At 74.0% G+C, this 26,942-nt stretch carries 26 protein-coding genes and 1 pseudogene; 12 read left to right on the top strand and 15 right to left on the bottom strand.

What is annotated here, in order from left to right:
- Positions 1-256: 256 nt before the first annotated feature.
- Positions 257-1,198 (bottom strand): beta-ketoacyl-ACP synthase III, encoded by a 942-nt coding sequence (locus tag ABD347_RS25090; RefSeq protein ID WP_344365324.1) that lies wholly within the window; start codon positions 1,196-1,198, stop codon positions 257-259.
- 298 nt (positions 1,199-1,496) lie between these two features.
- Here ABD347_RS25090 and ABD347_RS25085 point away from each other — a divergent pair.
- A pseudogene (locus tag ABD347_RS25085) lies at positions 1,497-1,609 on the top strand (2Fe-2S iron-sulfur cluster-binding protein); the annotation flags it as partial.
- A gap of 5 nt (positions 1,610-1,614) precedes the next feature.
- Positions 1,615-2,463, top strand: a complete 849-nt coding sequence (fdhD, locus tag ABD347_RS25080; protein ID WP_344365321.1) for a formate dehydrogenase accessory sulfurtransferase FdhD — start codon at positions 1,615-1,617, stop codon at positions 2,461-2,463.
- 151 nt (positions 2,464-2,614) lie between these two features.
- On the opposite strand, the gene ABD347_RS25075 is transcribed toward fdhD, so the two are convergent.
- Together ABD347_RS25075 and ABD347_RS25070 are read right to left on the bottom strand one after the other, a co-directional pair.
- On the bottom strand, positions 2,615-3,001 hold the full coding sequence (locus tag ABD347_RS25075; RefSeq protein ID WP_344365319.1) for a (2Fe-2S) ferredoxin domain-containing protein: 387 nt from the start codon (positions 2,999-3,001) through the stop codon (positions 2,615-2,617).
- A gap of 192 nt (positions 3,002-3,193) precedes the next feature.
- Positions 3,194-4,213, bottom strand: a complete 1,020-nt coding sequence (locus ABD347_RS25070; RefSeq protein WP_344365317.1) for a bile acid:sodium symporter family protein — start codon at positions 4,211-4,213, stop codon at positions 3,194-3,196.
- 126 nt (positions 4,214-4,339) lie between these two features.
- On the opposite strand from ABD347_RS25070, the gene ABD347_RS25065 reads away from it, so the two are divergent.
- From ABD347_RS25065 to ABD347_RS25045, 5 genes are all read left to right on the top strand, one after another.
- The gene (locus tag ABD347_RS25065) at positions 4,340-5,215 is read left to right on the top strand and encodes a LysR substrate-binding domain-containing protein (RefSeq protein WP_425575757.1); all 876 of its coding nucleotides are present in this window, start codon (positions 4,340-4,342) and stop codon (positions 5,213-5,215) included.
- Between the two features lie 324 nt (positions 5,216-5,539).
- Positions 5,540-7,339, top strand: a complete 1,800-nt coding sequence (locus tag ABD347_RS25060) for an AMP-dependent synthetase/ligase (protein WP_344365454.1) — start codon at positions 5,540-5,542, stop codon at positions 7,337-7,339.
- A gap of 92 nt (positions 7,340-7,431) precedes the next feature.
- On the top strand, positions 7,432-8,262 hold the full coding sequence (locus ABD347_RS25055; protein WP_344365313.1) for an aldo/keto reductase: 831 nt from the start codon (positions 7,432-7,434) through the stop codon (positions 8,260-8,262).
- A gap of 201 nt (positions 8,263-8,463) precedes the next feature.
- Positions 8,464-9,450, top strand: coding sequence for a permease (locus ABD347_RS25050; protein ID WP_344365312.1), 987 nt, complete (start codon positions 8,464-8,466; stop codon positions 9,448-9,450).
- On the top strand, positions 9,447-10,250 hold the full coding sequence (locus ABD347_RS25045; RefSeq protein ID WP_344365311.1) for a TIGR03943 family putative permease subunit: 804 nt from the start codon (positions 9,447-9,449) through the stop codon (positions 10,248-10,250). Before ABD347_RS25050 ends, ABD347_RS25045 begins: the two co-directional genes overlap by 4 nt.
- 18 nt (positions 10,251-10,268) lie before the next feature.
- Here the strand turns inward: ABD347_RS25045 and ABD347_RS25040 are convergent, their stop codons facing one another.
- Both ABD347_RS25040 and ABD347_RS25035 read right to left on the bottom strand, forming a co-directional pair.
- Positions 10,269-11,150, bottom strand: a complete 882-nt coding sequence (locus ABD347_RS25040) for a class I SAM-dependent methyltransferase (RefSeq protein ID WP_344365309.1) — start codon at positions 11,148-11,150, stop codon at positions 10,269-10,271.
- A gap of 210 nt (positions 11,151-11,360) precedes the next feature.
- A complete protein-coding gene (locus ABD347_RS25035) occupies positions 11,361-12,368 on the bottom strand; it encodes a helix-turn-helix transcriptional regulator (RefSeq protein ID WP_344365307.1) in 1,008 nt (335 codons plus the stop codon).
- A gap of 39 nt (positions 12,369-12,407) precedes the next feature.
- Between ABD347_RS25035 and ABD347_RS25030 the strand changes: the two genes are divergently transcribed.
- Positions 12,408-12,893, top strand: a complete 486-nt coding sequence (locus tag ABD347_RS25030) for a hypothetical protein (protein ID WP_344365305.1) — start codon at positions 12,408-12,410, stop codon at positions 12,891-12,893.
- 4 nt (positions 12,894-12,897) lie between these two features.
- On the opposite strand, the gene ABD347_RS25025 is transcribed toward ABD347_RS25030, so the two are convergent.
- Positions 12,898-13,203 carry a 4a-hydroxytetrahydrobiopterin dehydratase gene (locus ABD347_RS25025; RefSeq protein ID WP_344365303.1) on the bottom strand — a complete coding sequence of 102 codons (306 nt, stop codon included), beginning with the start codon at positions 13,201-13,203 and terminating at the stop codon, positions 12,898-12,900.
- Positions 13,204-13,307: 104 nt separating this feature from the next.
- Between ABD347_RS25025 and ABD347_RS25020 the strand changes: the two genes are divergently transcribed.
- Positions 13,308-14,111, top strand: a complete 804-nt coding sequence (locus ABD347_RS25020; protein WP_344365301.1) for a helix-turn-helix domain-containing protein — start codon at positions 13,308-13,310, stop codon at positions 14,109-14,111.
- On the opposite strand, the gene ABD347_RS25015 is transcribed toward ABD347_RS25020, so the two are convergent.
- Together ABD347_RS25015 and ABD347_RS25010 are read right to left on the bottom strand one after the other, a co-directional pair.
- Positions 14,108-14,524, bottom strand: a complete 417-nt coding sequence (locus tag ABD347_RS25015) for a hypothetical protein (RefSeq protein WP_344365299.1) — start codon at positions 14,522-14,524, stop codon at positions 14,108-14,110. The genes ABD347_RS25020 and ABD347_RS25015 overlap by 4 nt on opposite strands.
- Positions 14,525-14,817: 293 nt before the next feature.
- Complete coding sequence (locus tag ABD347_RS25010) at positions 14,818-15,450, bottom strand: histone deacetylase (RefSeq protein WP_344365297.1); 633 nt, start codon at positions 15,448-15,450, stop codon at positions 14,818-14,820.
- 136 nt (positions 15,451-15,586) lie between these two features.
- Between ABD347_RS25010 and tdh the strand changes: the two genes are divergently transcribed.
- The 3 genes from tdh (at position 15,587) to ABD347_RS24995 (ending at position 18,877) form a co-directional block, all read left to right on the top strand.
- Positions 15,587-16,615, top strand: a complete 1,029-nt coding sequence (gene tdh / locus ABD347_RS25005; RefSeq protein WP_344365294.1) for an L-threonine 3-dehydrogenase — start codon at positions 15,587-15,589, stop codon at positions 16,613-16,615.
- A 35-nt stretch (positions 16,616-16,650) separates the two neighbouring features.
- The gene (locus tag ABD347_RS25000; protein WP_344365291.1) at positions 16,651-17,832 is read left to right on the top strand and encodes a glycine C-acetyltransferase; all 1,182 of its coding nucleotides are present in this window, start codon (positions 16,651-16,653) and stop codon (positions 17,830-17,832) included.
- Positions 17,833-17,956: 124 nt separating this feature from the next.
- On the top strand, positions 17,957-18,877 hold the full coding sequence (locus ABD347_RS24995; RefSeq protein ID WP_344365288.1) for a LysR family transcriptional regulator: 921 nt from the start codon (positions 17,957-17,959) through the stop codon (positions 18,875-18,877).
- 205 nt (positions 18,878-19,082) lie between these two features.
- On the opposite strand, the gene ABD347_RS24990 is transcribed toward ABD347_RS24995, so the two are convergent.
- From ABD347_RS24990 to ABD347_RS24960, 7 genes are all read right to left on the bottom strand, one after another.
- Positions 19,083-19,214, bottom strand: a complete 132-nt coding sequence (locus tag ABD347_RS24990) for a hypothetical protein (protein WP_344365285.1) — start codon at positions 19,212-19,214, stop codon at positions 19,083-19,085.
- Positions 19,215-19,267: 53 nt separating this feature from the next.
- Positions 19,268-19,597 (bottom strand): hypothetical protein, encoded by a 330-nt coding sequence (locus ABD347_RS24985; protein WP_344365282.1) that lies wholly within the window; start codon positions 19,595-19,597, stop codon positions 19,268-19,270.
- Positions 19,598-19,656: 59 nt separating this feature from the next.
- Positions 19,657-21,459 carry a vWA domain-containing protein gene (locus tag ABD347_RS24980; RefSeq protein ID WP_344365280.1) on the bottom strand — a complete coding sequence of 601 codons (1,803 nt, stop codon included), beginning with the start codon at positions 21,457-21,459 and terminating at the stop codon, positions 19,657-19,659.
- A gap of 94 nt (positions 21,460-21,553) precedes the next feature.
- Complete coding sequence (locus ABD347_RS24975; RefSeq protein WP_344365452.1) at positions 21,554-22,615, bottom strand: ATP-binding protein; 1,062 nt, start codon at positions 22,613-22,615, stop codon at positions 21,554-21,556.
- Positions 22,616-22,966: 351 nt separating this feature from the next.
- On the bottom strand, positions 22,967-24,319 hold the full coding sequence (locus ABD347_RS24970; protein ID WP_344365277.1) for an amino acid permease: 1,353 nt from the start codon (positions 24,317-24,319) through the stop codon (positions 22,967-22,969).
- A 66-nt stretch (positions 24,320-24,385) separates the two neighbouring features.
- Entirely contained in the window at positions 24,386-26,449 is a 2,064-nt protein-coding gene (locus ABD347_RS24965; protein WP_425575761.1) for a phage holin family protein, read from the bottom strand.
- Positions 26,450-26,508: 59 nt separating this feature from the next.
- On the bottom strand, positions 26,509-26,913 hold the full coding sequence (locus tag ABD347_RS24960; RefSeq protein WP_344365274.1) for a hypothetical protein: 405 nt from the start codon (positions 26,911-26,913) through the stop codon (positions 26,509-26,511).
- Positions 26,914-26,942: the final 29 nt, after the last annotated feature.

Here is a 26,942-nt window from a genome sequence, read left to right as displayed (position 1 = left end):
TGCGCCACGGGTGACCCACGCGTGCCGCCGCAAGCCGGGGCGGGCGCCGGGGGGCGCCGGACCCGCTCGCGACGCGGATCGGCCCGCTCCACGGCGCCGGGCCGTCGGCCGGCTCGGCCCCCTCCGCCGTACCGGCCCGCCTCGGCGCCTCACACGGCGGGCGGCGGGACACCCCGCGACGACCGGCGGGCCCGGTACGGCGCCCTGCGGCGCTCACCGGGCGGGGACGGGGCGCGTGCCGCGTCCCCCGCCTCGGTCAGGGGACGCGCACGACCTGACCGGCGTACGAGAGGTTCCCGCCGAAGCCGAACAGCAGCGCGGGGGCACCCGACGCGACCTCGCCCCGCTCGACCAGCTTGCTGAGCGCCATGGGGATGGAGGCGGCGGACGTGTTGCCGGACTCGGTGACATCGCGGGCGATCACCGCGTTCACGGCGCCGATCCGCCGCGCGACCGGCTCGATGATGCGCAGGTTCGCCTGGTGCAGCACCACGGCCGCCAGGTCCTCGGGCGCGATGCCCGCCCGTTCGCACACCTTGCGGGCGATCGGCGGCAGCTGGGTGGTGGCCCAGCGGTAGACCGCCTGGCCCTCCTGGGCGAACCGTGGCGGGGTGCCCTCGATGCGGACGGCGTGGCCCATCTCCGGGACGGAGCCCCACAGCACCGGGCCGATACCGGAGTCGCCGGGCGCCGCCTCGACGACGGCCGCGCCCGCGCCGTCACCGACCAGGACGCAGGTGGTCCGGTCCGTCCAGTCGGTGACCTCGGTCATCTTGTCGGCACCGATCACCAGGGCACGCGCCGACGAGCCCGCCCGTACGGCATGGTCCGCGGTGGCCAGCGCGTGGGTGAAACCGGCGCACACGACGTTGAGGTCCATGGTGGCGGGCGCCCCCATCCCGAGCCGGGCGGCCACCCGGGCCGCGGTGTTCGGGGAGCGGTCGATCGCCGTGGAGGTGGCGACCAGGACCAGGTCGATGTCGGCCGGTGTGAGCCCGGCGGTGGCCAGCGCCTTGGCGCCCGCGTGGGCGGCCATCTCGTCGACGGGTTCGTCGGGGCCCGCGACGTGGCGGGTCCTGATGCCGACCCGGCTGGTGATCCACTCGTCGCTGGTGTCGACCAGCGCGGCCAGGTCGGCGTTCGTCAGGACCCTGGCGGGCTGGTAGTGCCCGAGCGCGGCGATACGAGTGCCCGTCATGCTCGGGACCCCCTTGGTGTGCGAACGTGGTGTGCGCAGTGTTGCGTGTGCTTCGGCTGCGTACAGGAGCTCCTCAGTCTCGTCAGCGACTGACGAGTAACCGGTGAGGTGAACCAACAGGATTTACGTCCGCCTCTTGGAGACTCCGCAACATCCCGTTTCCCGGCTGCCGCCCGCCGTGAAAAGCCGGGGGTACGGCCGCGGTCCCGGACCCGCCCCGCCGTGACCGGTCAGGACCGCGGCGGCGGCCCGGCGGCGCCGGGCGCGCGGGGGCCGCGGCCGCGGCCGCGGCCCGCGCGTGCGGGACAATGAGACCGCCGTGGTCACCTCGCCGCACGACGAACCGGTGACCCACGGCAACCTCTCCACCGAGGCCCTCGCGGCCACCACCACGTGCAGAACCGGGGCTGATCACCATGGGACGGGTCACCGAGCGCCGCCGCGTCATCCGCATCCGCGACGGCGCGGTCTCGGCCCGCCCGGACACCCTGGTCGCCGAGGAACCGCTGGAGATCCGGCTGGGCGGCAAGCCCCTGGCCGTCACCATGCGTACACCCGGTGACGACTTCGCGCTCGCGGCCGGCTTCCTCGTCAGCGAGGGCGTGCTCGGTTCGGCGCGGGAGGTGCGGAACATCGTGTACTGCGCCGGCGCCAAGGACGACGGGACGAACACCTACAACGTGGTGGACGTACAGCTCGCTCCCGGCGTGACCGTGCCGGACATCACGCTGGAGCGGAACGTCTACACCACCTCGTCGTGCGGCCTGTGCGGCAAGGCCGGCCTGGACGCCGTGCGCACCACCACCCGCTTCCCCATCGCCGACACTCCCCCGCTCCTCGTCGAGCCCGGGCTCCTCGCCGTCCTCCCCGACCGGCTGCGGGCGGCGCAGCGGGTCTTCGACCGGACCGGCGGGCTGCACGCGGCCGCGCTGTTCTCGGAGGACGGCGAGCTGCTGGACGTACGGGAGGACGTCGGCCGGCACAACGCGGTGGACAAACTGGTCGGCCGGGCGCTACGGGAGGACCTGCTGCCGCTGGACCGGGCGATCCTGCTGGTGTCGGGCCGGGCCTCGTTCGAGCTGGCGCAGAAGGCGGTGATGGCGGGCATCCCGCTGCTGGCTTCGGTGTCGGCGCCGTCGTCCCTCGCCGTGGACCTGGCAGCCGAGACGGGCCTGACGCTGGTCGGCTTCCTGCGCGGCCGGAACATGAACGTGTACGCGGGTGAGGACCGTATCGCCCTGAAGGACGCCGCCTCCGGGGACTGACACCGGGTCCCGTCCCGCGTACGTGCCCGTACGGCCGACGGGCCCCAACGGTGACCGGGCCGGTGGCCGACGGGCCCGAACGGCGACCGGGCCCGAACGGCCGCGGAGTGCGCCCTTGCCGGGCCCCGTACCGCACCGGCGTGCCGGCCCGCTACTTCCTCGGCGCGTCGATCATCTGGAGCATCAGCGTGGCCGGGGGGTCGGCGACGCCCGGCCCGCCCGCCTCCACCCACGCCAGAATGTCGTCGAGACAGTCGTCGTCGAGCGCCCAGCCGATCCAGGCGGCACGGGCGCCGCGCCGCCGGGCGTCGGTGGAGGGCTGGACCACCACCACGTTGGCCTGGCCGCAGGGCCCGAGGCAGTCGCTGGTCCGGACGGCGAGCCGGCCGCCGGAGGCCTCGGCGGCCTCCCGCAGCCGGGCCAGCTGACCGGCGTGGTCGGTACCCGGGTGCTTACGGGCGTCACCACAGCAGCAGCCGCGGCAGACCACCAGGGAACAGGGGCGGGCGGCGCCGGGGCGTATCCAGGTGCGGTTCATGCGGTTCACCGGGCGGCGTCCGGCGCGTCGAGTGCGGGCATGCGCTCACGGTAGCGACCCGTGTGATCATCACCGGGCGGTGGGGTGCGCGCTCCGCCGCCGCGGCGGATCGCGACCGGCGACGGCGGACGCCGGGCGGCGGACTCCGGGGGCGGGGGTCACGGCGGGCTGCCGCACGGCGCGCCGCGGAGCTCAGCGGCGGGCGGGTTCCGCCGGGCGGGGGCCGGCCGGGGGCGGTACGGGCACCGGATCGTTCGCGCGGCGTCCGGCGATGACCGCGCAGACCATCAGCTGCATCTGGTGGAAGAGCATCAGCGGCAGCACCGCGAGCGAGGCGTGCGCCCCGAACAGCACGCTCGCCATCGGCAGGCCGGCCGCCAGGCTCTTCTTGGACCCGGCGAACTGGATCGCGATCCGGTCCTCCCGGCCGAAACCGAGCCGCCCCGCCCCGTACCAGGTGAGCGCCAGCATCGCGGCCAGCAGCACGGCCTCGACACCCAGCAGGGCCGCCAGCCGGGCCGGGGTCACCTGGTGCCAGACGCCCTCGGTCATGCCCTCGCTGAACGCCGTGTAGACCACGAGCAGGATCGAGCCCCGGTCGACGTACCCCAGCACCTTCTTGTGCCGGGTGAGGAAGCCGGCCACCCAGCGGCGCAGCAGCTGCCCCGCGAGGAACGGGAGCAGCAGTTGCAGGGCGATGCGCAGCAGCGAGCCGGCCGAGAAGCCGCCCGCCGGGCCGCCCAGCAGCAGGGCGGCCAGCAGCGGCGTCAGGACGATCCCGGCGAGGGACGAGAAGGAGCCGGCGCAGATCGCGGCGGGCACGTTGCCCCGCGCCATCGAGGTGAAGGCGATCGACGACTGGATGGTGGACGGCACCAGGCAGAGAAAGAGCAGTCCGCCGTACAGGGCGGGCGTCAGCACGACCGGGACGAGACCCCTCGCGGCCAGCCCCAGCAGGGGGAAGACCACGAACGTCGCCGCCAGCACGGTCACATGGAGCCGCCAGTGCCTCAGCCCGTCCAGCGCCTCGCCGGTGGACAGCCGCGCCCCGTAGAGGAAGAACAGCAGCGCGATCGCGCCCGTCGAGATCCCGCCGGCCGCGTCGGCGGCGGCGCCGGACGCCGGCAGCAGCGCGGCGAGGGCCACCGTCGCCAGCAGCGCCAGGATGTACGGGTCGATCGGCGGGCGCGGGATCGGGGGTCGGCGGCTCATGTGCTCCACGTGCTCTCGGTGTCGGATCGGGCCCTCTCCATCGTCCCCGGACCCGGGTCGATCGGGAATCCCGTACACCGCTCTGACTGATATCACGCTGCACGATAAGCGGCTAGGGTGGGGCGGGTGTACGAGCCGACCCAGCTGCGCACGTTCCTGGCCGTGGCGCAGACCCTGAGCTTCACCCAGGCCGCCCGGCGTCTCGGGCTGCGCCAGTCCACGGTCAGCCAGCACGTGCGCCGGCTGGAGGAGGCGGTGGGGCGGGCGCTGTTCACCCGGGACACCCACAGTGTGGAGCTCACGGAGGACGGCGAGGCGATGCTCGGCTTCGCCCGGACGATCCTGGCGGCGCACGAGCGGGCGGCGGCGTTCTTCACCGGTACGCGGCTGCGCGGACGGCTGCGCTTCGGGGTGTCGGAGGACTTCGTGCTGACCCGGCTGCCCGAGGTCCTCGAGTCGTTCCGCCGCGAGCACCCGGAGGTGGACCTGGAGCTGACGGTCGGCCTCTCCGGCACGCTGCACGAGAAGCTGGCGGCCGGGCGTCTGGACCTGGTCCTCGCCAAGCGGCGCGGCGGTGACGTCCAGGGCCGGCTGGTCTGGCGCTCCACTCTGACGTGGATCGGCGCGCCCCGGCTGCGGGTGGACCCGGACCGGCCGGTACCGCTGATCGCCTTCCCGCCGCCGGGTATCACGCGGGCCCGTGCCGTGGAGGCGCTGGAGGCGCACGGGCGCCCCTGGCGGATCGTCTGCGCGAGTGCGAGCCTCAGCGGGCTGATCGCCGCCGCCCGCGCGGGCCTGGGCGTGATGGCCCACGCCCGTGGTCTGGTCCCGCCGGGCCTCGTCCCGGTCCCGGCCCGGGCCGGCCTGCCGGAGCTGGGCGATGTGGACTTCGTCCTCCTCCACGGCCGCCCCCGTGGCACCGCCCAGGAGGCGGCGGACGCCCTGGCGGCGGCCATCCTCGCGGGCGGCGACCGGCTGCACGCCGCGGCGGTCGACCGCTGACGGCAGCCGGGCCCTCGCGGGCGGCCGCCGAGGACGGGGGACACTGACCGGCCTGCGTGGCGGTCCGCCGGACGGGAGGCCGGGCGTGCGCGGGGCGTACAGATTCGGTGGAGATTCCGGCACCCGCTACTTACCCGGCGGTCAGTAATCCGCGCGCGCCCACCGCCGTGGCCGGGTACTTAGCTCCTGACCAGTGGCGATACCCGTACGGGCGGGGTCCACGAAGACCCTCCCGCGCCGGGTCCGGTCTGGGGTACCGTCACCCTCCGCCGTGCGGAGCGCCCCCCAAGGAGCAGGCCATTGCGCGAGTTCTCTGTCCCACCCGTGGCGATGGCTCCCCTGGTCGGCGGACTGGCCGATTCCGTATTCGAGCACGCCATGGACGACCCGGACCGCGTCGCGCTCGGCCGCAAGGACGCGGACGGCCGGTGGGCCGACGTGACGGCGGCGGAGTTCCGGGACGAGGTGCTGGCGCTCGCCAAGGGGCTGCTCGCGGACGGTGTGCGGTTCGGGGACCGGGTCGCCATCATGGCGCGCACGCGTTACGAGTGGACGCTGTTCGACTTCGCCCTGTGGACGGTCGGCGCGCAGTCCGTCCCGGTCTACCCCACCTCCTCCGCCGACCAGGTCCACTGGATGCTGCACGACGCCGGGGTGACCGCCTGCGTGGTGGAGCACGAGGACCACGCCATGACCGTCGGCTCGGTGATCGACCGGTTGCCCCGGCTGAAGCGGCTGTGGCAGCTGGACGCCGGGGCGGTCGGCGAGCTGATGGCGGCGGGGGCGCGGATCGACGAGGAGGTGGTGCAGCGGCACCGGCGGGCGGTGACGCCCGAGTCGATCGCCACGGTGATCTACACGTCCGGGACGACGGGCCGCCCCAAGGGGTGCGTGCTGACGCACGCCAACTTCATGTTCGAGGCGGAGACGCTGGTCAGCCGCTGGGAGCCGGTGTTCCACTCCAAGCCCGGCGACGAGGCGTCGACGCTGCTGTTCCTGCCGCTGGCCCACGTCTTCGGGCGGATGGTGGAGGTCGCGGCGGTCCGCAAGCGGGTGAAGTTCGGCCATCAGCCGCAGCTGGCGGCCGGCCCGCTGCTGGCCGACCTGGCGGCGTTCCGGCCGACGTTCGTGCTCGCCGTCCCGTACATCTTCGAGAAGGTCTTCCAGGCGGCGCGGCGCCGGGCGGAGGTGGAGGGGAGGACCGGGCCCTTCGACAAGGCCGTCGAAGTGGCGGTGCGGTATGCGGAGGCGCTGGAGCGGAAGGCCTTCGGGCTGGGCCCGGGCCCGTCGGCCGCCCTGCGGGTGCAGCACCAGTTCTTCGACAAGGTCGTGTACGGGAAGGTGCGCGAGGCTCTGGGCGGGCGGGTGCGGCACGCGATGTCGGGCGGATCGGGGATGGCCCGGCGCCTCGGCCTGTTCTTCGAGGGCGCGGGCGTCACCGTGTACGAGGGGTACGGGCTGACCGAGTCGGCGTCGGCGGCCACCGCGAACCCGCCGGAGCGGACCAGGTACGGCACGGTGGGCCCGCCCATCCCGGGCACGACGGTGCACATCGCGGAGGACGGCGAGGTGTGGCTGCGCGGCCCGCACGTCTTCTCCGGGTACCTGGGCAACCCGGACGCGACCGCCGCCGTGCTCCGCGACGGCTGGCTGGCGACCGGTGACCTGGGGGCGCTCGACGCGGACGGCTATCTGACGATCACGGGGCGGAAGAAGGAGATGCTGGTGACCTCCGGCGGCAAGAGCGTGCCGCCGTCCGGTCTGGAGGAGCGGGTGCGGTCCCACCCCCTGGTGGCGCAGTGCGTCGTGGTCGGCAACGACCGCCCGTACATCGCGGCGCTGGTGACCCTCGACCAGGAGGCGGTCGACCACTGGCTGGCCATGCAGAACCGCCCGCCCCTGCCGCCCGCCGAGCTGGTGCGGGACCCGGCGCTGGAGGCGGAGATACGACGGGCCGTGGTGGCGGCGAACACGCTGGTGTCGCAGGCCGAGTCGATCCGTACGTTCCGGATCCTCGCCCATCCGTTCACCGAGGAGCACGGACTGCTGACGCCGTCGCTGAAGCTGAAGCGCAAGGCGATCGAGACGGTGTACGCGGCGGAGATCGAGGCCCTGTACCGCTGACCGGGATGCGGCGCGCGGTTTCCGGGAACAGGTGACGAAAGGTGATCGTTGCACCTGAACGTAACAACCGACGACGTAAGGATCGACCGCTCGTGAGCAAGGTCCCCTCCATCACCCTCAACAACGGTGTCTCCATGCCGCAGCTCGGCTTCGGTGTCTGGCAGGTGCCCGACGACGAGGCGGCGAAGGCGGTGGGCACGGCCCTCGAGGCCGGATACCGCAGCATCGACACCGCAGCGATCTACGAGAACGAGAAGGGCACCGGCGAGGCCATCGCCGCCTCCGGCATCGCCCGTGACGAGCTCTTCGTCACCACCAAGCTCTGGAACAGCGAGCAGGGCCACGACGCGGCGCTGCGCGCGTTCGACGCGTCGCTGGACCGGCTGGGTCTCGACTACGTGGACCTGTACCTGATCCACTGGCCCGTGCCCTCGAAGGACCTGTACACCGACACCTACAAGGCGTTCGAGAAGATCCACGCGGACGGCCGCGCCAAGGCCATCGGCGTCTCCAACTTCCTGCCCGAGCACCTGGAGCGCCTCCTCGGGGAGACCTCCGTCGTCCCGGTGCTCAACCAGATCGAGCTCCACCCCCAGCTCCAGCAGGCCGAGTCCCGCGCGTTCCACGACAGGCACGGCATCCGGACCGAGGCCTGGTCCCCGCTCGGCCAGGGCAGGGGCCTGCTGGAGGTCCCGACCATCGTCGCGGTCGCCCGGAAGCACGGCCGCACCCCCGCCCAGGTGGTGCTGCGCTGGCACCTCCAGCTCGGCAACATCGTGATCCCGAAGTCCGTGACGCCGTCCCGGATCCAGGAGAACATCGACGTCTTCGACTTCGAGCTGGACGCCGACGACCTCGCGGCCCTCGCCGCCCTCGACGAGGGCAAGCGCCTGGGCCCCGACCCGGCCGTGTTCGGCGCCTGACCGGCACCGGACCGGGCCCGCGCTGCGGACGGGGCCGCGCGGAAGGCGTCCGCGCGGCCCCGCCACCAGCGCGGCCATTCGTTCCCACCGTCGTCCGGACGGACCTGCCGAGCCCAGTACAGGCCAGGCGAGGCGTGGCGAGGTGTGGCCAGGCCAGGCCGAAATGATTATCGTTCGCCGCTGCGGCTAGGGTGTCGCTCCATGAACCGAGCCGCACCGGCGGGAGAGCGTCCACCCGGCGCGATACCGCTGTCCGTCACCGTCACCGGAGCCGTGTCGCTGCTGCTGGTCACCGCGCTCGCGGTGCCCGTGCTGAACCACCCCGGCTTCCGGGCGTGGCAGACCATCTGCGTGGCGCTGACCGTGCAGGCGCTGCCCTTCCTGCTGTTCGGCACCGTGATCTCGGGGGCCGTCAACGCCTTCGTCCCCGCCCGGGTGTTCAGCCGGGCGCTGCCCCGCAACCCCGCCCTGGCCGTGCCCGTCGCCGGCGCGGCGGGCGTGGTGCTGCCCGGCTGCGAGTGCGCCTCCGTACCGGTCGCCGGGAGCCTCATCAGGCGCGGGGTCACCCCGGCCGCGGCGTTCGCGTTCCTGCTCTCCGCGCCCGCGGTCAACCCCGTCGTACTGGTGTCCACCGCCGTCGCCTTCCCCGGCCAGCCGGGCATGGTGGCCGCCCGGCTCGTGGCGTCCCTCGCGACGGCGGCCACCATGGGCTGGCTGTGGCTGAAGTGGGGGCGGGCCGAGTGGCTGAGGATGCCCGCGCGGCACACCGGCCACCGGGCCGGACACAGCCGCTGGGAGGAGTTCCGGATCGGGTTCCAGCACGACTTCCTGCACGCGGGCGGATTCCTCGTCGTCGGCGCCATGGCGGCGGCCTGCTTCAACGTGCTCGTGCCGCGCTCGGTCCTCGACACCTTCGCCGACTCCCCCTGGCTGTCGGTGCTCTTCCTCGCCGCCCTGGCCATCGTGCTCGCCGTCTGCTCGGAGGCCGACGCGTTCGTCGCCGCGTCGCTCACCGGCTTCTCCCCCACCGCGCGGCTGACGTTCATGGTCGTGGGGCCCATGGTCGACGTGAAGCTGATCGCCCTCCAGGCCGGCACCTTCGGAAGGGCCTTCGCGATGCGCTTCTCCTCCGTCACCGCGGTGGTCGCCGTGACCAGCGCCTGCCTGACGGGCTGGTGGCTGCTGTGAGGCGGCACATCCAGGCGGCCCTGCTGCTGCTCACCGGCGCCGCCGTCCTGCACATCTCGGTGCTGAGCCAGGTCTACCTGCGGTACGTGAAGGAGGGCCTGCGGCCTTTCCTCATCGCGTCCGCCGTGCTGCTGCTCGTCCTGGGTGTGGTCGGCGCCGTACGGGACGGCCTGCCGTTCGCGGCCCGCCGCGACTCCGGCGGGGGGATGGACGGCGGGCACGCGGACGGGGACGGGGGCGTGGACGGGGGCTGCCACGGGGACGGTGACGGCCATGGGCACGGGAGCGGGCCGCGCGTCGCCTGGCTCCTCTTCCTGCCCGTCCTCGGCCTGCTGCTGTACGCCCCGCCCGCGCTCGGCTCGTACACGGCGGCGCGCGAGACCGACAACGCGGTGGCCCGGGTGTCGGAGTTCCACCGGTTGCCGGACGCCGACCCGGCCCCGCTCGCGCTGTCGGGGTTCATCGCGCGGGTCCAGCAGGACCGGGACCGCAGCCTCGCCGGCCGTACGGTCCTGATGACCGGGTTCGTCACGCCCGCGAAGGACCGCGCCGGCGGCTGGTACCTCACCCGGCTGGTCGTCAGCTGCTGCGCGGCCGACTCCCGGTCGCTGCGCGTCCGCGTGCACGGCGCCCCCGCGCCCCCCGCCGACACCTGGGTGACCGTGACGGGCACCTGGCACCCCGGGGGCGGCGGAAAGCTGGGGACCGCGACGGCCTCGGTGGCGGTCGACGCCCGGACGGTGGACCGGGTCCCGGAGCCGGTCAACCCGTACCAGGACACCACGCCCCTGTTGCCGTGACGGCCCGGTCGCTCGCGCTCAGCCGCGGCGGGCGGTGTGGACCGTGCGGGCGGTCAGCATGAACAGGTCCGGCCGCTGGTGCAGGCCCCGCGGTTCGGCCGGGTCCAGCAGCCGGTCGAGCGCGGCCCGGTCGTCGGGAGCGAGACGGTCGCCGAGCGCCTCGCGGTGCCGGGCGAACCCGGCCACGATCTGCCCGCGTACGGCGTCCGTGACGGGCGCCGGCACGTCGTGGAGGAACGAGCGGGTGCCGCTCGGCACCAGACCGGCGCCGGACAGCAGCGCCCGCCAGTCGTCGGTGTCCTCCTCGGCTCCGGGCAGCCCGGCCCGCATCTCGGCGAACCACTCGGCGTGCGCGGCGTCCATCCGGGCCTCCAGCCCCGGACGCCCGATGCCGGGGTCCCGTGGCAGCCGCCGTGTCGGCAGCCCGCCCTCCACGACCGCCAGCAGGCCGCCGGGGCGCAGCAGTCCCGCCAGGTCGCCGACGGCGGCACGCTGGTCACCGAGGTGGTGCAGGAAGTCGGCCGCCCAGATGAGGTCGGCGCCCCCCAGTCCGGCGATGCCGTCCGGGAGGTCTGCCCGGCGCGTGGTGATCCGCTCGCCGAGGCCGGCCGCACGGGCGCGCTCGCCGGTGCGCTCCAGGAGCTCGGGCGTGGCGTCGACGGCGACGACCTCGGCGTACGGGAAGGCCTCGGCGAGCAGGCACGACAGCACGCCCGGTCCGCTGCCCACGTCGAGGATCCGGCGCACACCGGCCGCCGGCAGCAGCTCGCCGAGCCAGGCCGCGGCCCGCCGGTACAGCCCGCTCTGGAGCTCGGCGCCGTTCTCCAGCAGCGGCAGCATCTCGGACCAGTCCATGTGGGTGTCGTCATGGGGGTGGTGACCGTGGTGGTGTTGGCTCATGCCGACAGGGTGGCGGCCGGGACGCGATCACGGCGAGCTCTGTTGCCGTTTCCGCAAGGAATCCGTCCCACGAGGGGTCCTTCCGGCAGGGCCGGCCGGGGAAGACGGGCACCTCGGTGCGTGCTTGGACGATCGCCGCTTCCCCGCCCCTGAGGCCCGAGAAGACACGAAGGCAGCAAGGCAGCGGGCTGGAGGCTCAGGCCGGGACCTTCAGGAGTCTTCTCGCGCACCGGAGGCGTGCGCGGCCCGGCCGGTGCCGGCGTACCGGTCCGCGAGCACGCGGGCAGTCCCGGCCAGCCGGGCGCGCAGTTCGGGAGGGCCGAGGACCTCCGCGTCGGAACCGAGGGCCAGGAACTGGTCGTGCGCGCGGTCCGTCGACTCGACCGGCAGCCGGGCGCGCGTCCAGCCGTCCGGTTCACGGGTGCCGGTGGCGGCCGCGGCCCGGGCGGCGGCGCCGGTCAGCCGGGTGAGCCCGCGCGGCGAGAGGCGGACCAGGGCCTCGCCCCGGTACAGGCGGGCGTGGAAGTCCCGCTGGTAGGCCTGCCAGTGGGCGGCCAGGTCGAAATCCTCCGGTACGTCGAACCCGTCGTCCGTGACGGTGAGCCGGAGGATCCGGTCGACCCGGTACGTGCGCGGCCCCGAGCCGCCGGGGCGCGCCGCCACCACGTACCAGCGGCCCGCCTTGAGCACCAGCCCGTACGGCTCCAGGCGGCGGTCGACGTCGGTCGGCTCGGTCCAGCGGCGGTAGCGGACGGCCAGGACCCGGCCGCGCCACACCGCGTCCGCGACGGCGGGCAGGAACGGCACGTCGTCGCCGTCCGCGTACCAGCCGGGCGCGTCCAGGTGGAACCGTCGGCTCATCCGGTCGGCCTGCGCCCGCAGTCCGGGAGGCAGGGCGGCACGCAGCTTGAGCCGGGCGCCGGCGACGGCGGGACCGAGCCCGAGGTCAGCGGCCGGACCGGGCAGCGCCGTCAGGAACAGGGCCTCGGCCTCGTCGGCGGACAGGCCGGTCAGGCGGGTCCGGTAGCCGGCGAGCAGCTCGTAGCCGCCGCGGTGACCGGCGTCCCCGTACAGCGGAACGCCCGCCGCGTGCAGGGCCTCGACGTCCCGGTAGACGGTGCGGACCGAGACCTCCAGCTCGGCGGCGAGCCGGGCGGCGGTCATCCGGCCCCTGGTCTGGAGCAGGAGGAGGATCGACAGGAGCCGGCTGGACTTCACTGACACAGGGTGTCAGTGAACCGCTCGTACGGTCCAGCCATGGCTTTCGCAGAGAAATCGCTCTCCGTCCCACCGCCGGTCGAAGTGGCCGGCCGCCGCGTCAAGCGCTATCACGTCACCGCCGACCCGTCCGGCATCGCCCCGGAGGTGCAGGAGGCGGCCTACGCGCTCCTCCCCAACCTGTTGCCGGAGCTGGACGGGACCACTCCGCCGGCGTCGTTCACCGTCCTGCACCGGGGCGGCGACGACGGCGCGTACCTCAACACGTACAGCTGGGTGTGGGACAACGTCCTGCACTGTTCCATCGCCGTGGCCGGGCAGCCGGCGCTCGGCTGCCCGGACCGGGATCCGACGCGTTTCGTGCCCCTGGACCGGCCCTGGATCGGCTGCGTCTGGGAGCTGCCGCCGCTGGCGCACGAACGGGACGCCTGGGTACGGCACATGCTCGCGCCCGACCGCCCCGACCTCGACGCCTACGTGGCCGACTCGCTGCGGGCGCCGCGGACGGGCGGCACGCGCGCGTAGGCGGTCAGTTCGCGCCGTGGGAGGGGGCGATCCCCTCGACCCGGGAGGCGAGCGTGAAGTCCTTCTCCGTGATCGCGCCACCCGCGTCATGGGTGTTCACGGTGAGGTTGACGGTGTTGTAGCCGAGGGTGAGGTCGGAGTGGTGGTTCAGCTCCTCCTGGATCTGGGCGACGTGGACCACCATGGCCGTCGCGGCGAAGTGCGTGCCGAGGCGGTAGGTGCGGGCGATCCGGTCGCCCTCCTGGGACCAGCCGGGAAGTTCGCGCAGCCGGTCCTCGATCTCCTTCTGCGACAGCGGCTCAGTGGGCATGTCCCGTGCTCCCTCCGGGTCGGTGCGGACGATGACGACGTGACCGTGACGATACGGTCCGGTGGCACGGGCCCGTGGCCGACACGTGGGTTACCGTCTGCGGTATGACAACTGTCGCCACCGGTAAGGGAGTAGGGCCGCTGATGCGCGGCTGGCGTGAGCGGCGGCGGCTGAGCCAACTGGAGCTGGCACTGCGCGCGGACTCGTCCGCCCGGCACATCTCCTTCATCGAGACGGGCCGGTCGCGTCCGAGCGAGGAGATGATCCTGCGCCTGGCCGAGCACCTGGAGGTGCCGGCCCGGGAGCGCAACGCCCTGCTGCTGGCCGCCGGTTACGCCCCCCGGTACGCCGAGACGTCCCTGGACGACCCGTCGCTGGAGACGCTGCGCGCGGGCATCGAGCAGCTGCTGGTGGGGTACGACCCGTATCCGGCGATCGTCGTGGACGGCTCGTACACGGTGGTGGCCGCGAACCGGGGCATCACCATGCTGCTGGACGGGCTGCCCGAGCACCTGCTGACCCCGCCGCTGAACGCCATGCGGGTCACCCTGCACCCGGAGGGCCTGGCGCCGAGGATCCGCAACCTGCGGGAGTGGCGCGGCCATCTGCTGGCCCAGATGGAACGCCAGCTGGCGCTGGTGCGCTCGGAGCCGCTGCGGCGGGTGTACGAGGAGGTCTCGGCCTACCCGGTGCCGCCGGCGGGCGCCGACGCGGAGGACCGTGACGATCCGCCTCCGTACCCGTACTTCGCCCTGCCGCTGCGGATCGAGCACGACGGGCACGTGCTGTCCTTCGTGTCGTCCATCTCGACGTTCAACACGCCGATGGACGTGACGGTCGCCGAGCTGGCCATCGAGACGCTCCTCCCGGCCGACCCGGCGACGGTCAAGTACCTCCGGTCGCTCTAGCGGCCCGCCGCCCGGAGCGCGGCCCACTGGAGGGCGGCGAAGGCGGCCACGGTCGCGGCCTGCACCGGGATCCACACCGTCCCGGCCGTGCTGGGCGACAGCCACGCGACGAGCGCGACGACACTGAGCGCCGCCCAGGCCAGATTGGCGTCGACGACGAGCTTGACGCCCGTCGCGGGCGGTTGTGGCCGGGAGGCGAGGTGGCCGACACCGGCGGCGTACCCGGTGAGGAAGACACCGAGTCCGAGCAGGAGCGTCGCGTCCACCCCGAGCAGCCGCCCGAGGCTCGCGGAGGCGAGGACGTACGCCAGCCCGTTGGCCCCCGTGACGACGGCGTCCAGGGCGAGGAAGCGGCGCAGCATGGTGTGCGGCTCGGTGGTACGGGAGATGCCGGCGAGCAGGGCCTGGGACATGGCGGGTCAGCCTCCATCGCGGGGGGGGTGTCAGGGGCGGGGCCGGGGTCCGGCCGGAGTGCGCCGGCCGGACCCCGTACCGCCACCTTGCCGGTCGGGCCGGGGACGGGTCGATTACCGCGCGGGTAATGAGGCGGGCCCGACCGGGCCGGCGCCCGGATCCGGCGCGCCCGGATCCGGACGAGGACGGGCGAAGGCCGGTGTCGCGGAACGTGGCACACCGCTTCCCCGCGCCGGGCAGGGGCGTCCGGTGCGGCGGGGTCCCCCGCCGCCGTTCCCGTGGCGGGGGTGTCCTACGGGGAGGGTGCGATCAGGTCCCGGATCCGCTGCCGGGTCCAGTGGCCCGCCGCGCCCGGGCAGGAGGCGAGGTACGTGGCGACGCTGTCCGCGTTCCAGGCGCCCGCCGCGAGGAGGCCGGCGGCGAGGTGGCGGAGGTAGTCGGCGGAGGGGCTCGTCCACTCGACGTCGTGCATGCGCCAGGGGGCCGTGAAGGTGAGCAGGGGCAGCCCGTCGAGGGTGCCGGGGCGGACGAGGGTCTCGTAACGCCCGTCGCCCAGCACCACCCTGCTGCCGTCGCGCGGGACCGCGGCCAGGTCGAGATCGGTCTCCGGGCCGGGGACGCGGTACATCTCCTGGGCCGCGATGTCGCAGAACTGCTCGGCGGTGATCCGGTGCGCGCGGGCCAGCACGCGGCCGTCGGCGTCCGGGTCGTAGAACGCGCGGCCGCCCGTCCACACCGGGGATTCGGTGGCGAAGTACAAAGCGCCCCTCAGCTCCACCGGGACGGAGGCGGTCGGCAGGCGGCGGTCGCGGCAGCCGGGGCAGGCGCGGGCACCGCCCGGGGGCGTGCCGCCGACGATGTAGTGGGCCAGGCGGTCGACGTGCGTGTTGGAGCCGTAGGACGTGTACCAGACCTCCGTCGTCATGTGCCGAACGTAACCGGCGTGGCGCGTGAAGCTGCGCTGTTGACCCGCTTAAGAAAACCTCGATGGACGCGGCGGGCGCGGGTGGGCAGATTGGTGCGCGTTCACGATCTCTCCCCTTCCGCATGGAGCCGCACCCATGAAGGCACTCGTCAAGCACAAGGCCGAACCCGGTCTCCGGCTCATGGACGTGCCGGAGCCCCGGACCGGCCCCGGCGACGTGCTGATCCGGGTGTTGCGCACCGGCATCTGCGGTACGGACCTGCACATCCGCGCCTGGGACGGCTGGGCGCGGCAGGCGGTGTCGGCGCCGCTGGTGCTGGGTCACGAGTTCGTCGGCGAGGTGGCGCACGTCGGTTCCGACGTCACGGACATCGCGGTGGGCGACCTGGTCAGCGGTGAGGGCCATCTGGTGTGCGGCAAGTGCCGCAACTGCCTGGCGGGGAGGCGTCACCTGTGCCGGGCCACGGTCGGGCTGGGCGTCGGGCGGGACGGCGCGTTCGCCGAGTACGTCGCGCTGCCCGCGTCCAATGTGTGGGTGCACCGCACGAAGGTCGACCTGGACGTGGCGGCGATCTTCGACCCGTTCGGCAACGCCGTGCACACCGCGCTGTCCTTCCCGCTCGTCGGCGAGGACGTCCTGATCACGGGCGCCGGCCCGATCGGCATCATGGCGGCAGCGGTCGCCCGGCACGCGGGTGCCCGCAACGTGGTGATCACCGATGTGAGCGAGTCGCGGCTGGAGCTGGCCCGCAAGGTGGGCGCGACGCTCGCCGTGAACGTCGCGGAGAGCGGCATCGGTGAGGCGCAGCGGCAGCTCGGGCTGCGCGAGGGGTTCGACATCGGCCTGGAGATGTCCGGCCGGCCGGAGGCCATGCGGGACATGGTCGCCAACATGACGCACGGCGGCCGCATCGCGATGCTGGGCCTGCCCGCCGAGGAGTTCGCCGTCGACTGGTCCAAGATCGTCACCTCCATGATCACGGTCAAGGGCATCTACGGCCGCGAGATGTTCGAGACGTGGTACGCGATGACCGTGCTGCTGGAGGGCGGACTCGACCTCAGCCCGGTGATCACCGGCAGCTACGGCTACCAGGACTTCGACGCCGCCTTCGACGAGGCGGCCACCGCCCGCAGCGGCAAGATCATCCTCGACTGGACCGTCTGACCTTCCCCCGGCCTTTCCCCTAGGAGATCCCTTTCATGTACGCGTCCGTCCGCGACGAGCTGCGCACCACCCTCGACGAGATCCGCGACGCCGGTCTCTACAAGCCGGAGCGGGTCATCGGCACCCCGCAGAGCGCGAAGGTGTCCGTCCCCTCCGGTGACGTGCTGAACTTCTGCGCCAACAACTACCTTGGCCTCGCCGACCACCCCGAGGTCGTCGCCGCCGCGAAGGAGGCGCTGGACCGCTGGGGTTACGGCATGGCGTCCGTGCGGTTCATCTGCGGGACGCAGGACGTGCACAAGGAGCTGGAGCAGCGGCTGTCGGCGTTCCTGGGGCAGGAGGACACGATCCTGTACTCCTCCTGCTTCGACGCGAACGGCGGTGTCTTCGAGACACTGCTCGGCCCCGAGGACGCGGTGATCTCCGACGCCCTCAACCACGCCTCCATCATCGACGGCATCCGGCTGTCCAAGGCGCGCCGCCACCGGTACGCCAACCGGGACATGGCGGACCTGGAGAAGCAGCTCAAGGAGACGCAGGACGCCCGGCGGCGCCTCATCGTCACCGACGGCGTGTTCTCCATGGACGGTTACGTCGCGCCGCTGCGGGAGATCTGCGACCTCGCCGACCGGTACGACGCCATGGTGATGGTCGACGATTCGCACGCGGTCGGCTTCGTCGGCCCGGGTGGCCGGGGGACGCCGGAGCTGCACGGCGTGATGGACCGGGTCGACATCATCACCGGGACGCTCGGCAAGGCGCTCGGCGGCGCGTCCGGCGGCTACGTGGCGGCGCGTGCGGAGATCGTGGAGCTGCTGCGCCAGCGTTCGCGCCCGTACCTCTTCTCGAACTCCCTCGCCCCGGTGATCGCCGCCGCGTCCCTGAAGGTCCTGGACCTGCTGGAGTCGGCCGGTGACCTGCGGGAGAAGCTGGAGGCCAACACCAAGCTGTTCCGTACGAAGATGACGGAGGCGGGCTTCGAGATCCTGCCCGGCGACCACGCGATCGCCCCGGTGATGATCGGTGACGCGGCCGAGGCCGGCCGGATGGCGGAGCTACTGCTGGAGCGGGGGGTGTACGTGATCGGCTTCTCGTACCCGGTGGTGCCCATGGGGCAGGCCCGCATCCGGGTGCAGCTGTCGGCGGCGCACTCGACGCGGGACGTGGAGCGGGCGGTGGCGGCGTTCGTCGACGCCAGGGCCGCGATGGCGGGCTGACGCCCGGGGTCGGGGACCGGCCGGGGGGTCGCGGACCGGCCAGGGGGTCGGGACGGCCGACCGTGGCCGGGGGGTCGGGGACGGCCGGCCGTGGCCCGGGTGAGGGCTGAGTGACAATGGCAGGGTGATCGACCCCCGGCGGCTGCGCATCCTGCGGGCCGCGGCGGACCACCGTACGGTGACCGCCGCGGCCGCGGCGCTGTATCTGACCCCGTCCGCCGTCTCGCAGCAGCTCGCCGCGCTGGAGCAGGAGACGGGCCACGTGCTGCTCACCCGCAGCGGCAAGGGCGTACGGCTCACGGCGGCCGGTGAGATCCTGCTGGAGCACGCCCACGAGGTGCTGGCGCAGCTGGAGCGGGCCGAGGCGGAACTCGCGGCGTACGCGGGCGGCAGCGCGGGCGAGGTGACGGTCGCCGCGTTCGCGACCGGGATCGCCGAGGTGCTCGCACCGGCGATCGGGCGGCTGGCCGGGACGCACCCCGGTATCCGGGTGCGCGTGCGGGACGCGGAGGGCGACGAGTCGCTGCCGCTGGTCCTGGACGGCGAGGCGGACGTGGCGCTGGCGGTGGAGTACCGGGGAGCTCCGCGCGAGGGCGACCGGCGCCTCGCGCGCGTGCCGCTGTACGCCGAGCCGTTCGACGCGGTGCTGCGGGCCGGGCATCCGCTGGGGCTGGAGCCGGAGGTGGCTTTGGCGTCGCTCGCGGACGCCGACTGGATCGCGCCCTACCCCGGCAACCCGTGCCACGACATGGTGCTCCTCGCGTGCGAGCTGGCCGGCTTCGACCCCCGGCTCGTGCACTCCTCGGACGACTTCCGCGCCGTGGTCGCCCTGGCGGGTGCGGGCGCGGGAGTGGCGCTGGTGCCGCGTTCGGCGCTGCGGGGCATCGAACTGAAGGACGTGGTGGTCCGCCCGGTCGCGGGCCCGGCGGCGTTCCGGCGCGTGTTCGCCGCGGTGCGGCGGGGCGCGGAGGAGCACCCGCTGATCCGGCCGGTGCTGGACGCGCTGGCGGGGGCGGCCCGGGGGCTGTCGACGCCGGGAGGGTGACCCGGCAGCCGGGGGCGGATACCGCTCCCCTCTGCCGGGACTCCCCCTCTGCGGGGACTCCTCCAGCGCTGGAGCTCCCCCTCCGCAGGAGTTCCCCCTCCGCCGGGGCCGGGGGTGGCCGGGGTGCCGGACGCTTCCCGTCCGCCGGGTTACGGCGTCCTCCCGCCCGCCCGGTTCCGGTACCTTCCCGTCCCCCGGGCGGTGGTTACTTCTCGTCCTCCTCGGGCGACCGGGGCGCGGGGTCCGGGTCGGCGGCCGGCGAGGGGTCCGGCTCGGCGGCGCGGGTGGCTTCGGCGCGGATCATCGCGGTGAGGGCCGCGAAGGGGTCCATGGGCATGGCTGTGCTCCTCGTCGGTGAAGTGGGGGTCGGTGGCGAGCGGGGCGTACCGCTCAGCAGCGCAGGACCACACACCGGACAGCGCGTAGCGTCGGCCGGTTCGTGAGGAGGGGTGTCGTGGCGGGCGCGGTCGTCGTCGGGGGCCGGTGCGGGCGGCGGGCCGGGGGGCGGACGGCGCGCCGGTGGCGGCGGTCCGCGCGGTGCGGTGCGGCCGCCTCCGCCTCCGTCAGGTCCGGTTCGGGCGCCGCGGAGGCGGCCGGGCGGGGCTCGGCACCGGTGGCCGCCGCTGTCCCGGCGGCGACACCCAGCAGGGCGGCCAGCACCAGCAGGGTGACCAGCGCGGCCCGACGTGCGGCGACGGCGAGCCCGGGCATGCTGGTCATGGGCGTTCCTTTGCCCGTGACGGGACCCGTTGTGCCGCTCCGGCGCGAGAACCGCCCGTTCAGCGGAGCCGGAACACCGGGCCCCGTGCCGTGAACGGCAGCCTCGCGCCGTCCGGGACGAGATAGGCGTGCTCGCGGCGGACGCGGAGCGTGTCGCAGTACCCGTCGGTGATGATCAGCACCGGCGCCCCGGGCGGGAAGTCCTCGGCGCGCTGCAGAAGGTCCACGCCCGGCTGGAGGACCGTCCCCCCGCGGCCCCGGACCCGTACCCGGCCGGCGATCTCCGTCGGCGGCAGGTACCCGGCGTCGTGCGCGGCCGCGTCGCAGAACACCACCCGCGCCGCCGGTACGTCCCTGGCCTCGGCGTACGAGGCGATGGCGCCGAGCGCGCTGCCGAGCAGCCGCCGGTCCATGGAGCCGGACGTGTCGAGGACGACGCCGAAGGTGCAGCGGGCGACCTCCTCGGGCGGGACGTACCGGCCGGCGCGCGGTATGTCGGGCGTGGCCGCCTGGCGGCGGGCCGGCCGCGCGAAACTGCGCACCGGATACGGGCGGGGCACGAACTCGTCGAACCAGCGGGCCAGGCGGACGTCCCATGGCACCGGCGGGTGCGCCAGCGCCCGGATCTCCTCGACGAGCCCGGCCGGCAGCAGGCCACGCTCCCCGCTCGTGTGCAGGTCGAAGCCCTGCACCAGGCCTCGCCGGTAGAACTCGTCCAGGTCGGCGTAGTCGCGGGGGCGCCCTCCCAGGGGTTCACCGAGGATGTCGCCCGCGCCTTTGCCCCGCAGGGTCGCCAGGCGCCGCGTCCGGCGGGCGTCGGTGACGATCCGGTCGTACACCTCCTCGGCCGACAGGCCTTTGAGGCCGGGGTCGTACAGCAGCCCCTCGGGCATGGCGCCGACGCCCATCTCGACGAGCCAGCCGTTGATGACGTAGTCGGCGGCGACGTTGTAGAGGTACGGGTCGCGGGCACCGCACCGGTCGCCGTGGCGGAGCGCGGCGTGGAGCATCTCGTGGGCGAGGACGAACCTCCACTCCTCGTCCTCGTAGCGGCGCAGCGGGTTCAGGTAGATCTCGCCGAGCGTGGCGTCGACGGCGGCGATCGAGACGCCGTGGGCGCGGGCGAGTCCGGCGTCGGCGACCAGGGTCATACCGGACGCGATGCCGCCGAGCAGCGGGTAGGAGGAGATGAACCAGCTCAGCGCCCGGTCCCAGGGCTCTTTCCGCCGGACCTCGCCGGTGAGCGCGTCACGCCGGCCGCCGGCGACGTCCATGGTCTCGGAGACCGTACGGGTCAGGGCGTGCGCGAAGGCGAGCTGCCAGTCGGGTACGGCATGCCACCGCGACCACGGGACCAGGACCTGGTCGGGCACGCCTTCGGCCGCACCGCGGTGCTCGTGGCCCGCGGGGATGCCCGTCTTGCGCCAGCGGGCGGCGAGCTGCTCCTCGTCGCCGTCCGGGAACGTCACCGGGTGGTCCTCGGGGGGCCGGCCGATGTGCAGGGTGAGCATGAAGCGGTTGACGACGGCGCAGCGGGCGGCCAGCTCGAAACGGTCGGGTTGCTCACGGGAGTCCTGGTGGGCGGGGACGTGGCCGAATCCGAGGTGCAGCAGGCAGTGCGCGAGGGCCCAGGCCCAGTCGGCGGGCTCGGCTCGACGGTCGGGGTGGACATGGACACGGCCGTTGGAGTCGACGGTGGCGAGCCCGTGGCGGGGGCTCAGTTCGCAGTCGCGGGAGCGGCAGATCTCGGCGTCCAGCGCGGCGAGGGCCGGGTGGCGCCTGACGAGGGCCAGCCCGGCGAGGAACGCCTCGGCGGCCGGGTCGTCGCGGCGTGCCTTCCCGGCCCGCGCGCCCCGGCTCACCGGCGGGCCCCGGCCGGGGGCGCGAGGCGGCTCACCGGCGGCCCGAGATGGCGCACCCGCTGCACAAGGTGACGCACCGGCGGTGCGAGGCGGCTCACCGGCGGGCCTCGACCAGCCGGGGCATGTCGCGGGCGGCCTCGACGAGGAACCAGGCGGGCAGCACGGGCCGGCCGTCCTCGTCGTCGCGGATGACGGTCTGGGCGACCTCGACGGAGATCTCGGCGAGTTGCACGAGCAGTGACTTGGCGCGGTGCGCGGCCTGCCGGAGCGCGGGCGGGATCTGGTCCTTGGTCGCGGGGAGTTCCCTGATCAGGCGCGCCCGGAACGCCTCGGCCAGGTAGTAGAGCAGGTCGCGGTCCTCGACCCGGTTCGGCCAGTTCGCGTCACCCTTGATGATGGCCTCGATGCCGTAGGTGTGCCGGACGATCTTGGCGTACCCGCAGAAGGAGACGGCGTGCGCGGGGGTGAGGGTGCCGTGCGCGACGATCTTCAGCGTCTCCTCGTCGAGCGTGGGCCCGAAGGAGTGCAGCGCGTCGGAGAGCATGTGCCAGGAGCGGGGCGTGGAGAACGGCTCCTCGGTCTTCGGCGGCTGCGACCAGAGGTGGTCGGGCCGGTCGGTGAGGTAGTCGGTGACCCACGGGTGGATGCCGTTCTCCCCCGCCCACACCAGCCAGTCGGTGACGGAGGCGCGCAGGTGGACGTGCGTGAGCCGGTTGATGAGCGCCGAGGCGATGGGCCGGGCGAGTGCGTTGTCGGTGGCGCGGTTGCCGGCGCCGATGACGATGGACCCGGCGGGCAGTTCGTAGTTCCCGACGCGCCGGTCGAGGATCAGGGAGTAGAACGCCTTCTGCACGTCGGGGGTGGCGGCGTTCAGCTCGTCGAGGAACAGGCAGTACGGCTCGTCGCGGGCGATGGCCTCGGGCGGGCAGAAGACGGAGCGGCCGTCACGGATCTGCGGGACGCCGATGAGGTCCTCGGGGGCGAGCTGGGTGCCCAGCAGGCTGACGCACTCCAGGCCGAGGGACTCCGCGAAGCCCCGTACGAGGGACGACTTGCCGATGCCGGGCGCGCCCCAGAGGAAGACGGGGCGGACGGTGGCGAGGCCGAGCAGCAGCTCGGGGATCCGGGCGGGCGTGACGGTGACGGCGGCCTGCAGCGGGAGCTCCTGGGGTGCGCGGGGTCCGGTGCGTCCGGACCGTTCGACGCCCGGACGGACGTCGGGCTCGCCCAGTGTGGGCGCCCGGCACCCGTCGGCGCAGCCGATTTTCGGGCGGCCGACGGTGGCCGGACCAGGGCCGTTCGGCGGCGGGCCCGTCCGGGGGGCCTCCGTGCCGCAGGACGGCACGGGCGGGTGCGACGGGCCGGGCGGGCGGGAGGCCGGGCCTGGGCCCCGCCCCGTGCCCGTGCCCCGCCCCGTGCCCGGGTCCGGGTCCGCACGGCGGCCCCGCTCGGGGCGGACGCACGGCGGGTGCGGGAGGGCCGCACCGGGGAACGGCGCCGGGCCGGGTCAGGCGCGCTGCTTGCGGGCCGACATCCAGGCGTAGACGAGTACGCCCGCGAAGAGGAACAGCACGCCCTGGTAGACCGCCGCGTAGCCGGAGCCGGCGACCAGCCACATGGAGAACGCGAAGGCGGTGACCGCGAGGACGGCGTCCCGGACGAGGCGCGGGCGGTGGACCCGGTCGGCGCGGCCGGAGGCGAGGAAGTAGATCTGCGCGGCCGTCGACAGCAGGTAGGGCACCGTGGCGGTGAAGGTGGTGACGAGGACCAGCGTCTCGAAGACGCCTTCGGGGCCGGCCGTGTAGTTGTAGACGGTCAGCAGGGAGGCGAGGACGACGGTGACGAGGACGCCGTAGGTGGGGACGCCGCGCCGCTTGTGGGTGAACGCCCGCGGGAACAGGCCGTCCTTGGCCGCCGCGTACGGGGTCTGGGCGCTCAGCAGCGTCCAGCCGTTGAGGGCGCCGACCATGGAGACGAGGGCCATGCAGGCGACGGCGGTGCCGCCCCAGGAGCCGCCGAACATGGCGTTGACGGCGGCGGAGAACGGCGCGCTGGAGTCGACGAGCCGGTCGTGGGCGACGAGGCCGAAGACGGAGAGGGTGCCCAGCAGGTAGATGACGGCGGCGCCGAGCGTGCCGAGGATGGTGGCGCGGCCGACGTTGCGCTTCGGGTCACGGACCTCGCCGGCACTGACCGCCGCCGACTCCACGCCCAGGTAGCTGAAGAGGAGGATGGCGGCGGACGCGGAGACCGCGCCGACGGCGCCGGAGTCGCTCGCCTGGAAGGGGCCGAGGTTGGCGGAGTCGAAGAAGAACAGGCCGCCGACGGCCACCAGCAGGAGCGGGACGAACTTCAGGACGGTGGCCACGAGCTGGACGGCACCGACGTACCGGGTTCCGGCCAGGTTGGCGAGGGCGGGCAGCCACTGGAGGGCCAGCGCGGCGGCGATCGTGGCGGTCCTGGAGTCCTGTACGGGGACGAGGACGTCGAGGTAGCCGACGGCGGCGACGGCGAGAGCCGCGTTGGAGACCCAGGTGGTGATCCAGTACGACCAGGCGGAGAGGAAGCCGGCGAAGTCGCCGAACGCCTCACGCGCGTAGATGTAGGGGCCGCCGGTGAGGGGGTGCCGCTGGGCGAGGCGGCCGAAGACGAGCGCGAGGGCGATGGCGCCGGCGGTGAGGACGGCGAAGGCGACGAGGCTGATGGTGCCGTAGGGGGCGACGGAGGCGGGGAGCAGGAAGATCCCGCCACCGATGATGTTGCCCATGACCAGGGCGGTCGCGATGGGCAGTCCGAAGCTGCGGGCGTGCTTGGACCGCTCGTCGGGGGTGGGGTCGGTGATGAGGGGGGTGCCGGTCATGGGGGGTGGTGCGCCTTTCGCCGTACAAACCTGAACATGGTCAGGTACGGCGGACGCTGCACCAAATCACCCGCGTTTGTCCGGCGCGACGCCGTCGGCAACCGGAAATACTTCTTCCGCTTGCGGTGGCGGCGGGGATTCCTGCACGGGTACCTGCGGGCCCTGGCTCTCCCGCAACCAGCGCCGCAGCACCTGGTGGACCTCCTCGGCGCCCACCAGCGGCGTACCGTCCTCCGTCGGCGGCGAGAGGGTGCGCGGGGACATCAGGAACGCCTCCGACTGCTCGCCGCCCAGCCCGCCGTGCGAGCCGATCTGTTCCTCGAAGGCGTGCACGGTGCCGGTCCGCGGGGCGTACGAGGAGTTGACCATGATGTCGGCGGCGTGCGGGAAGGAGTCGGTGCGCCGGACCGCGTCGGCCGCTCCCGGGCCGAACACCGCGAGCGGGCCGTCGTCGGTGAGGTCGTCGGCCGGGACCTCGGCGCCGGCGGGGCCGAGCACCACCGAGCCGTGCCGCTCGCTGCGTACCAGGAGGAAGCCGATGCCGGGGTGCTCGGCGAGAGTGCGCAGCAGAGCGGGGTGGCGGCGCTCGATCTCCTCACGGGACATGCGGTGGGGCACGTCGGGGAACGAGATCAGGCCCAGGTTCCCGGACGCCAGCACGATCGGGTCGGAGGTACGGGCCGGGCGTTCCTCGCGGCCCTCCTCCACCGGCAGGTGCACCGCGCTGCGCAGGGCACCGCGCGCCTCGGCGCCGCTCGGGGTGTGGTGGGCGCGGCGGGGCACGGGCAGTCCGCAGCCGGCCCGGACCAGGTCCCGCAGCGTCAGACCGTACGCGGACTCGAAGGTCTCGCCGGGGCTCTGACCGTGGTCGGAGAGGAGCACGATGCGGTAGGGGCGCGGGGCGTGGTCGGCCACCTTGGCGATCAGGGCGAGGGAGCGGTCGAGGCGTTCGAGCACCTTCAGGGCGTCGCGGCTGCGCGGCCCCGAGTGGTGGGCGACCTCGTCGTAGGCGACGAGGTCGGCGTACACGGCGGTGCGGCCGGCCAGCATGTCACCCATGACGGCGGCGACGACCACGTCCCGCTCGACGACGGTGGCGAAGGCCCGGATGAAGGGGTACAGCCCGCCGCGGCCGACCCGGGGGGTCTCGCCTCTGATCCGGGACCGGGTGGACTGGCCGATCTCCCGGCACACCTCGGCGACGAACGAGATGGCGGTGCGGACGGCGTTGGCGGGGTCGCGGAAGTACACGACGTACCCGGCCCGGGAGCGGTTGCGGTGCCCCCGGCGGGCCGAGACGGACAGCACCAGGGCGAGCTGGTCGGCTCCGCCGCTGAACAGGTTGCCGCGGCTGGCGCCGTCCAGGGTGAGCAGCCCGCCGTCCCCGGTGCGCTCGATGGCGCGGCGCTGGAGTTCGACGGCGCTGGCGGGCCGGTTGCTGACCATGAGCCGGCCGGTGTCCTTCTCGTACCAGCGGAAGGCGGGCACGTCGTGGTTGGAGCCGTGCAGAATGGCCAGCTGACTGGCGCCGGTCTGGCTGGACCAGTCGGTGCGCCAGGGCGTGAGGCGGTGGGTGGAGCCGAGCCAGGCGGCGACGGTGGGCATGACCCCGTCGGCGACGGCGTCCCGCAGCACCCGGTGCCCGACGCCGTCGAGCTGGAGGAACACCGTGCCGGGCGGGCTGCCGGCTCCGACCGCCGGGGGTCCGGACCGGCTGCGGCCGGCGAGCCGGTACAGGCGGCCGCGGTAGGCGTTGTCGTCGCGTACGGCGAGGGCGGTGGAGGTCGCGGACGCGACGGCCGACATCACGGCGGCCACCACGACGGCGTTCTCCGGCTCGGCCTCCCCGCGCCCGTCGGGGATGAGCCACAGCGCGAGGAGCAGCAGCGAGCCGTTGAGGAAGAAGGCGAGGAGTCCTAGGACCAGCGCGGGTACGAGCAGCAGGGCGCGGACGGCCAGCGGCCACACCAGCGCGCCCAGCAGACCGAACGCCCCGGCGCCCCAGGCGGCGGTGACGGCGGTGCGGGTGACGCTGTCGCCGTCGTCCGACTGGAGCTGGAAGTCGGGAAGGATTCCGGCGAGCGCGAGCAGCGTGAGGGTGGACACCGCCCACACCACGACGACCCGCATCAGGGCACCGCCCGCCGTACGCCACCGTGCCTGGGCCACGCCGTCCGCTCCCGCCCCCGCTAGCAGCCGTCGTAGCCCGCCGTCGGCATGGAGAGCCGGCGGTGCACCCGGGCCTTCATCCCGGCGTCGTACGCCGGCTCGTCCAGGCCCGCCGTCTCCAGCCGTACGCCCCGGCGCGCGCACTCGGCCGTGAAGTCCCGGGCGGACGTCAGCGCCCGGTCCAGGACCCGTTCGTTCGGTACGACGAACAGGTCGACCGCCCCCGCCTCGACGTCGGCCCACAGCATCCGGTGGTCGGGCCGCATCCCGTAGGACAGCAGTTGTCGGCTGACGACGTAGCCCCTGCCGGCCGCCCACCGCTCGCACATGGCGTGCTGGCTGCGGGTGTCGACCAGGAAGGGGTCGCTGTCGAGCTCCTCCAGCGGCGTCAGACTGGCGATCGCCGCGACGCGTACGTCGTCCATGCCGCCGACCCTACTCCGATCACCTCCGG

This window comes from Streptomyces gobitricini, assembly GCF_039532985.1.
GTDB classification, from domain to species: domain Bacteria; phylum Actinomycetota; class Actinomycetes; order Streptomycetales; family Streptomycetaceae; genus Streptomyces; species Streptomyces gobitricini.
The sequence above is the reverse complement of the archived record's forward strand: the minus strand, read 5'-3'. Positions and strand labels throughout refer to the sequence as shown.